The sequence below is a fragment of the Kitasatospora sp. NPDC127116 genome (assembly GCF_042677365.1).
Lineage (GTDB): Bacteria > Actinomycetota > Actinomycetes > Streptomycetales > Streptomycetaceae > Kitasatospora > Kitasatospora lactacystinica.
The window spans coordinates 1-9,232 of sequence record NZ_JBHXTL010000221.1 but is presented as its reverse complement, the minus strand read 5'-3'; the positions used below and the strand labels follow the sequence as shown (position 1 = coordinate 9,232).

At 76.5% G+C, this 9,232-nt stretch carries 1 protein-coding gene and 1 pseudogene; both read left to right on the top strand.

What is annotated here, in order from left to right:
* A pseudogene (locus tag ACFVHV_RS42145) lies at nt 1–127 on the top strand (toxic anion resistance protein); the annotation flags it as partial.
* A gap of 17 nt (nt 128–144) precedes the next feature.
* Nucleotides 145–9,232: type I polyketide synthase (locus ACFVHV_RS42140; protein WP_380358962.1), on the top strand; the 9,088-nt coding region annotated here is incomplete at its 3' end.

Genomic DNA, 9,232 nt, shown 5'->3' with positions numbered 1-9,232 from the left:
GGACCTGCTGACGCAGCTGGCGGTCTGCGCCCAGGGCTATCTGGCGATGGACGTGGTGCGCCGCAACAACGACGAGCTGATCAAGGGCGTCGACCGGGCCGCGACGACCACGGTGTCGGCGCCCCGCTGACCACCGCGCAGGGCATGGCCCTGTTCGACGTCGCCGGCACCGTGCCCCGCGCGCACCTGGTCACCTCCAACCTCGACGTGACCGCGCTGCGCAACGACCCGGCGGGACCGCCGCCGGTGCTGCGCTCGCTGGCCGGCGCCGCGCTGCGCCGGGCCAGCGACGCCCCGACCGCCGCGAGCCTCACCCAGCGGCTCGCCGGGGTGCGGCCGGACGGCCGGCTCCCGCTGCTGGTCGACCTGGTCCGGGAGCAGACCGCCCTGGTGCTCGGCCACGCCTCCCCGGACGCCGTCGCGGCCGGCCGCGCCTTCAAGGAGGCCGGCTTCGACTCGCTGACCTCGGTGGAACTGCGCAACCGGATGCAGGCCGCCACCGGCCTGCGGCTGCCCGCCACCCTGGTCTTCGACCACCCGAGCCCGGCCGCGCTCGCCGAGTACCTGCTCGGCGAACTGCTCGGCGGCCGTGACCTGCCCGCGCCCGTCCGGGCCGCCGCGACGGCCACCGACCAGGACCCGGTCGTGATCGTCGGGATGAGCTGCCGCCTGCCCGGCGGCGCCGACAGCCCGGAGCGGCTGTGGCGGCTGCTCGCCGAGGGCGGCGACGGCATGACCGACTTCCCCGCCGACCGCGGCTGGGAGGCCGAGGTCGCGGACGCGCCGTACGCGCTGCGCGGCGGCTTCCTCGCCGACGCCACCGGCTTCGACGCCACCCTGTTCGGGATCTCCCCGCGCGAGGCGCTGGCGATGGACCCGCAGCAGCGGCTCTCGCTGGAGGCCGCCTGGGAGGCCTTCGAGGACGCCGGCATCGACCCGACCGCGGTGCGCGGCGAGCAGGTGGGCGTCTTCCTCGGCGCCGGCACGTCGTACTACGGGATCGGCACCGACCTCTCCACCACCGCCGAGGGGCACGTCCTCGCCGGCACCTCGAACAGCGTGATCTCCGGCCGGGTGTCGTACACCTTCGGCCTGGAGGGCCCCGCCCTCACGGTGGACACCGCCTGCTCCTCCTCGCTGGTGGCCCTGCACCTCGCGGCCCAGGCGCTGCGCGGCGGCGAGTGCGCGATGGCGCTGGCCGGCGGTGTCACGGTGCTGGCCGGACCGGAGATCTTCGCCGAGTTCAGCCGGCAGGGCGGCGTCGCCGCGGACGGCCGCTGCAAGCCGTTCTCCGCCGAGGCGGACGGCACCGGCTGGTCCGAGGGCGTGGGCGTGCTGGTGCTGGAGCGGCTCTCCGACGCGCGCCGCAACGGCCACCAGGTGCTCGCCGTGGTGCGCGGCAGCGCGATCAACCAGGACGGCGCCTCCAACGGCCTCACCGCCCCCAACGGGCCCTCGCAGGAGCGGGTGATCCGGCAGGCGCTGGCCAACGCGGGGCTGACCGTCTCGGACGTGGACGCCGTCGAGGCGCACGGCACCGGCACCCGGCTCGGCGACCCGATCGAGGCCCAGGCGCTGCTGGCCACCTACGGCCGGGACCGCGGCGGCGAGCCGCTCTGGCTCGGCTCGATCAAGTCCAACATCGGCCACACCCAGGCCGCCGCCGGCGTCGCGGGCGTCATCAAGATGGTGCAGGCGATGCGGCACGGGACGCTCCCGGCCACCCTGCACGTCGCCGCGCCGAGCGGTCACGTGGACTGGGCGGCGGGCGCCGTGGAACTGCTGGCCGAGGCGCGCCCCTGGCCGGCCGTGGACCGGCCGCGCCGCGCGGGCGTGTCCTCCTTCGGCATGAGCGGCACCAACGCCCACGTCATCCTGGAGGCCGCCCCGGTCGTCACCGGGACCGCCGCGGCCCCGGAGAACGGCTCCGGAGTCCTCCCGTGGTTCCTGTCGGCCCGCACCCGGGCCGCACTGGCGGCGCAGGCCGCGCGGCTGCGCGAGTTCGCGGCCGGACACGGCGAGCTCACCCCGGCGGAGATCGGCCGGGCACTGCTGTCCCGCGCCGACCTGGAGCACCGCGCGGTGCTGCTCGGCGCCGACCGGACCGACCTGCTGGACGGGCTGGCGGCACTCGCCGAGGGCACGGCCCGGGCCGGGGTGGTCACCGGAGTCGCCGAGGAGCGCGACGGCCGTTCGGTGGCCTTCGTCTTCCCGGGCCAGGGCTCCCAGTGGGTCGGCATGGCGCGGGAACTCGCCGACTGGTCACCGGTGTTCGCTTCCCGGCTGGCCGCGTGCGAGGCGGCGCTGGCGCCGTACACGGACTGGTCGCTGACCGAGGTGCTGCGCGAGGGTGCGGACCTGTCCCGGGTGGACGTGGTCCAGCCGGTGCTGTGGGCCGTGATGGTGTCGCTGGCCGAGGTCTGGCGGGCGCACGGTGTGGAGCCGTCGGCCGTGATCGGCCACTCGCAGGGCGAGATCGCCGCGGCCGTGGTCGCCGGTGCGCTGTCCGTCGAGGACGGCGCCAAGGTGGTCGCGCTGCGCAGCCGGGCGCTGATCGAACTCGCCGGTGACGGCGGGATGGTGTCCGTCGCCGCGGGCAGCGCGGTGGTCGAGGAACTGATCGCCGCCTTCGACGGCCGGATCTCGGTGGCCGCGTTCAACGGGCCGTCGTCGACGGTGGTCTCGGGCGAGCCGGACGCGCTGGACGCGCTGATGGCGCTCTGCGAGGAGAACGGGGTGCGGGCCCGCCGGATCCCGGTGGACTACGCCTCGCACTCCGCCCAGGTGGAGCGGGTCCGCGAACGGGTCCTGACGGAGCTGGCCGGGATCAGCCCGACCACCTCCCGCGTCCCGCTCTACTCGACGCTGACCGGCGAGCCGATCGACACCGCGCGGATGGACGCCGGGTACTGGTACGACAACCTCCGCTCCACCGTCCTGTTCGAGCAGGCCACCCGTGCCCTGCTCGCCGACGGCCGCTCGGTGTTCGTCGAGTGCAGCCCCCACCCCGTGGTCTCGGTCGCCCTCCAGGAGACCGCCGAGGACGCCGGCACCGCGCTCACCGCGGTCGGCACCCTGCGGCGCGACGACGGCGGCGCGGAGCGCTTCCTGACCGTCCTCGCCGAACTCTGGACGGCCGGCGTGCCGGTGGACGCCGCCGGAGTGCTGCCGCCCGCCCGCCGCGTCGCCCTGCCCGGCTACGCCTTCCAGCGCGAGTACTACTGGCCCAAGCCCCTCGCGGCGCACGACGCCGCCGCCGTCGGCCAGGTGACGGCCGGCCACCCGCTGCTGCGGGCCGCCGTCCCGCTCGCCCACGACGGCGTCGTCCTGACCGGACGGCTGTCCACGACCGGCCACCCGTGGCTGGCCGACCACACCGTGCTCGGCCGCACCCTGGTGCCCGGCGCGGCCTTCGTGGAGATGGCCCTGCGGGCCGGCGAACAGGCCGGCAGCGCCCTGCTGCGGGAACTGGTGCTCCAGGCCCCGCTGGTGCTGACCGCGGCCGACGCGGTGGCCGTCCAGGTCGCCGTCGGCCCGGCGGACGGCGCGGGCGACCGCACCGTGGAGGTCTCCTCCCGGTCCGGCGAGGACGCGCCGTGGACCTGCCACGCCACCGGTCTGCTCGGCGCGCACGCGCCCGCCGCCGGCTTCGACCACGCCCAGTGGCCGCCCCACGGCGCCCGGCCCGTCGACCTGGCCGGCTTCTACCAGGCGCTCACCGAGGCCGGCTACGGCTACGGCCCCGCCTTCCAGGGCCTGCGCGCCGCCTGGCGCGACGGCAGCACCGTCTACGCCGAGGTCGCCCTGCCCCAGGACGTCCAGGCCGACGGCTACGGCGTGCACCCCGCACTCCTGGACGCCGCCCTGCACGCCGCCGCCCTCGACGCCGAGGCCGGAACCAGGCTGCCCTTCGCCTGGACCGGCGTCTCGCTCCAGGCCGTCGGCGCCACCACGCTGCGGGTCGCCCTGACCCGCGGCCCCGGCGGAACCACCGTGCGGGCCGCCGACCCCACCGGCGCACCCGTGTTCACCGTCGACGCGCTGGCCGCCCGGGAGATCACCCCCGAGGCCCTGGACGGCGGCGCCGCGCGCGGCGTCCACGACGCCCTGTTCGCCCTGGACTGGGTGCCCGCGACCGACCCGACCGCCACCCCCGACACCACCGGCTGGGCGGTGCTCGGCGCCGACGACGCCGGACTGCCGCGGGCCGTCCGCCACCCGGACCTCGCCGCGCTGACCGCCGCCCTCGACGCGGGCGCGCCCACCCCGGCCGTCGTCGTCCTGCCGGTCCCGTCCGGCGACGACGCGCGGGCCGTGCTGGCCACCACCTCCGCCGTCCTCGGCCTGCTGCGCGACTGGCTCGCCGAGGAACGGCTCGGCGCCTCCCGGCTGGTGCTGCTCACCCGCGGTGCCGTCGGCACGGACGCCGACCTCGCGGGCGCCGCCGTGCACGGCCTGGTCGCCTCGGCCCAGGCCGAGCACCCCGGCAGCTTCGTCCTGGTCGACCGCGACCCGGCCGGGGACGGCGGCCCCTGGCCGTCCGCCGTGGACACCGAGCCCCGCACCGCGCTGCGCGACGGCACCGTGCTGCTCCCGCGCCTGGTCCGCACCCCGGCCGCGGACACGCCCGCGCTGCCCGAGTCGGTGCTGATCACCGGCGGCACCGGAACACTGGGCGGCCTGGTCGCCCGACACCTGGCCGCCCGGCACGGGGTGCGCCGGCTGGTGCTGCTCGGCCGTCGGGGCGCCGACGCCCCCGGCGCCGCCGAACTGGTCGACGAGCTGCGGGCACTGGGCGCCGACGCGACGGTCGTCGCCTGCGACGCCGCCGACCGCGACGCACTCGCCGCCGTGCTGGCCGAACACCCGGTCACGGGCATCGTCCACGCCGCCGGCGTGATCGACGACGGCACCGTCGGCTCGTACGACGACGCCCGGCTGGCCGGCGTGCTGCGACCCAAGGTGGACGCGGCGCTCAACCTGCACGAGCTGACCGCCGACCGCGAACTCGGCCTGTTCGTCCTGTTCTCCTCCGCCGCCGGCACCTTCGGCCCGGAGGGCCAGGCGGCCTACGCGGCGGCGAACGCGGCCCTGGACGCGCTGGCCGCCCGCCGCGCCGCCGCGGGCCTCGCGGCGGTCTCGCTCGGCTGGGGCCTGTGGGCCGGCGCCAGCGGGATGACCGGCCACCTCTCCACCGAGCAGGTCGCCCGGGCCTCCCGCACCGCGGAGTCGCTCGGCGACGCCGACGGACTCGCCCTGTTCGACGCGGCCGTCGGCTCCGCCCGCCCGCACCTGCTGCCGATCCGGCTGCGCTCGGCCGTCGGCCCGGACGGCGAGGTGCCGCCGCTGCTGCGCGCACTGGTCCGCCCGGCCCCGCGGCGCGCCGCCGCCGCCGAGACCGCCACCGGCTCGCTCGCGCACCGGCTGACCGGGCTCACCGAGGCCGAGCAGGCCCGGACGGTCGGGGAACTGCTCGCCACCGAGGTCGCCGCCGTCCTCGGCCACGCGAGCGCGGCCGCCGTCGAGCCCGGCCGGGCCTTCAAGGACCTCGGCTTCGACTCGCTGCTCGCGGTCCGGCTGCGCAACCGGCTCCAGGAGGTCACCGGGCTGCGGCTGCCCGCCACCCTGGTGTTCGACCACCCAACCCCGGCCGTGCTGGCCGAGTTCGTCCGCGCCGAGCTGCTCGGCCGGCGCCCGGCCGCCCCGGCCGCCACCGCGCCCGCCGCCACGACCGCCGCCCCGGACGAGCCGATCGCGATCGTCGGCATGAGCTGCCGCTACCCCGGCGGCGTCACCGACCCGGACCGGCTGTGGGAGCTGCTGGCCTCCGGCGGGGACGGCATCACCGCCTTCCCGACCGACCGCGGCTGGGACGTCGGCGCCGTGTACGCCGGCGAGAGCGCGGGCGCCGCGACCGTCTTCGAGGGCGGCTTCCTGCACGACGCCGCCCGGTTCGACGCCGGCCTGTTCGGGATCTCCCCGCGCGAGGCGCTGGCGATGGACCCGCAGCAGCGGCTGCTGCTGGAGGCCTCCTGGGAGGCCTTCGAGAGCGCCGGCCTGGACCCGACCGCGCTGCGCGGCAGCCGGACCGGTGTCTACGCCGGACTGATGTACCACGACTACGCGACCGGCGGCGGAGCCGTCCCGGACGAGGTCCAGGGCTTCCTCGGCACCGGCAACGCGGGCAGCGTCGCCTCCGGCCGGGTCTCCTACACCTTCGGTCTGGAGGGCCCGGCGGTCACCGTGGACACCGCGTGCTCCTCCTCCCTGGTCGCCATGCACCAGGCGGCCCAGGCGCTGCGCTCCGGAGACTGCGACCTGGCGCTGGCCGGCGGTGTCACCGTGCTCGCCACGCCCTCGGTGTTCACCGAGTTCAGCCGCCAGGGCGGGCTGGCCGCCGACGGGCGCTGCAAGGCCTTCTCGGCCGCCGCCGACGGCAGCGGCTGGTCGGAGGGCGTGGGCCTGCTGGTGCTGGAGCGGCTCTCCGACGCGCGCCGCAACGGGCACCGGGTGCTGGCGGTGGTGCGGGGCACCGCCGTCAACCAGGACGGTGCGTCGAACGGTCTGACGGCGCCGAACGGTCCGTCGCAGGAGCGGGTGATCCGGCAGGCGCTGGCCAACGCCGGGCTGTCGGCCGCCGAGGTCGACGCGGTGGAGGCGCACGGCACGGGCACCAAGCTGGGCGACCCGATCGAGGCCCAGGCGCTGCTGGCCACCTACGGTCAGGACCGGTTCGCGGACCGGCCGCTGTGGCTGGGCTCGATCAAGTCGAACATCGGGCACACCCAGGCCGCGGCCGGTGTGGCGGGTGTGATCAAGATGGTGCTGGCGATGCGGCACGAGGTACTGCCGGCGACCCTGCACGTGGACGCGCCGTCCCCGCACGTGGACTGGTCGGCCGGTGCGGTGGAGCTGCTCACCGAGGCCCGGCCGTGGCCCGAGGCGGACCGGCCGCGCCGCGCGGGTATTTCCTCCTTCGGGATCAGCGGCACCAACGCCCATGTGATCCTCGAATCCGCGCCCGCGACGGCGGCCGAGGAGCCCGCCGTTCCGGGCGCGGGCCCGGTGCCGTGGCTGCTGTCGGGCCGGACGCCGGCGGCGCTGGGTGCGCAGGCGGAGCGGCTGCGGGAGTTCGCGCTGGGGCGTCCGGAGTCGTCGGTGGCGGATGTGGCGTCCGCGCTGCTGTCGCGGGCGGGTCTGGAGCACCGTGCGGTGGTGCTGGGTGCGGAGCGGGAGGCGCTGCTGGACGGGCTCGCGGTGCTCGGTGGCGAGGGTGTGGTCCGGGGTCGGGTCGTCCCGGGTGACGTGGTGTTCGTGTTCCCGGGTCAGGGTTCGCAGTGGGTGGGCATGGCGTGGGAACTCGCCGAGGCCTCACCGGTGTTCGCTTCCCGGCTGGCGCAGTGTGAGGCGGCGTTGGCGCCGTTCACGGACTGGTCGCTGACCGAGGTGCTGCGTTCGGGCGCGGACTTGGACCGGGTGGACGTGGTCCAGCCGGTGCTGTGGGCCGTGATGGTGTCGCTGGCGGAGGTGTGGCGGGCGCACGGTGTGGAGCCGTCGGCCGTGATCGGTCACTCGCAGGGCGAGATCGCCGCGGCCGTGGTGGCGGGTGCGCTGTCCGTCGAGGACGGTGCCAAGGTGGTCGCGCTGCGCAGCCGGGCCATCGTCGAACTCGCCGGTGGCGGCGGCATGGTGTCGCTGGCGGTCGGCCAGGAGACCGCCGAGGGGCTGATCGCGGGCTTCGACGGCCGGATCTCGGTGGCCGCGTTCAACGGGCCGTCGTCGACGGTGGTCTCGGGCGAGCCGGAGGCGCTGGACGGGCTGATGGCGCTCTGCGAGGAGCGGGAGGTGCGGGCCCGCCGGATCCCGGTGGACTACGCCTCGCACTCCGCCCAGGTCGACCGGCTGCGCGGGCGCATCCTGGACGACCTGGCCGGGATCAGCCCGACCACGTCCGTGGTGCCGCTCTACTCGACGCTGACCGGTACGCCGATCGACACGGCGCGGATGGACGCCGGGTACTGGTTCGACAACCTGCGTTCCCCGGTGCGCTTCGAGGAAGCGACGCGGGCGCTGCTGGCCGGTGGCCGGTCGGTGTTCGTGGAGTGCAGCCCGCACCCGGTGCTGACGGTCGGCGTGCAGGAGACCGCCGACGCGGTCGAGGCCGAGGCGGCCGTGCTGGGCACGCTGCGGCGAGGCCAGGGCGGCCCCGAGCAGGTGCTGCTGGCGCTGGCGGAGGCCTGGACCGCGGGTGCGCCCGTCGACTTCACCACGCTGCTGCCCGCCGGCCGCCGGATCGAGCTGCCGACCTACGCCTTCCAGCGCGAGCACTACTGGCTGGAGGCGGCCGCCCCGGCGGCCGAGGGCGACCCGACCGAGGCCCGGTTCTGGGACGCCGTCGAGCGCGGGGACCTGGCCGAGCTGTCGGAGTCCCTGGAGCTGGACGAGGACGGCGCGCTGCGCTCGCTGCTGCCGGTGCTGTCCTCGTGGCGGCAGCGGCGCCGGGTGGATTCGGTGGTGGACTCGTGGCGGTACCGGGTGACGTGGAAGCCGTTGGCCGGTTCGGCGGAGGGGCGGCTGTCCGGTCGTTGGCTGCTGGTGACGGGTGAGGGTGCTGGTGCGGGTACGTCGGTGGAGGGCGTGGAGAGCGCGCTGCTGGCCGCCGGTGCGGAGGTCGTTCCGCTGGCCGTCGACGGCGCCGGCCGGGACGAACTGGCCGACCGGATGCGCGAGTTGAACGCCGGTGGCGAGTTCGCGGGAGTGGTCTCGCTGCTCGCCGTCGAGGAGCCGCAGGACGAGGGCACCCCGGTGTCGACCGGTGCGCCGGCCACCCTGGCGCTGTTGCGGGCGCTCGGTGACGCGGGCGTGCGCGCCAAGCTGTGGTCGGTGACGTCCGGTGCGGTGTCGGTGGGCCGGGCGGACCGGTTGGTGAGTCCGTGGCAGGCGCAGGTGTGGGGTCTTGGCCGGGTGGCGGCGCTGGAACTGCCGGATGTGTGGGGCGGGTTGGTCGACCTTCCGCCGGTGGTGGACGAGCGGGTCGGTCGTCGGCTGGTGGCGGTGCTGGGCGGTGCCGAGGACCAGGTGGCGGTGCGCTCTTCGGGCGTCTACGGCCGCAGGTTCGTCCGGGCCGTCCAGCCGACCGGCCGGGTCGACGGGTGGGCGCCGTCCGGGACGGTGCTGGTGACCGGTGGGCTGGGGGCGCTGGGTGCGTCGGTGGCTCGTTGGCTGGCCGGGC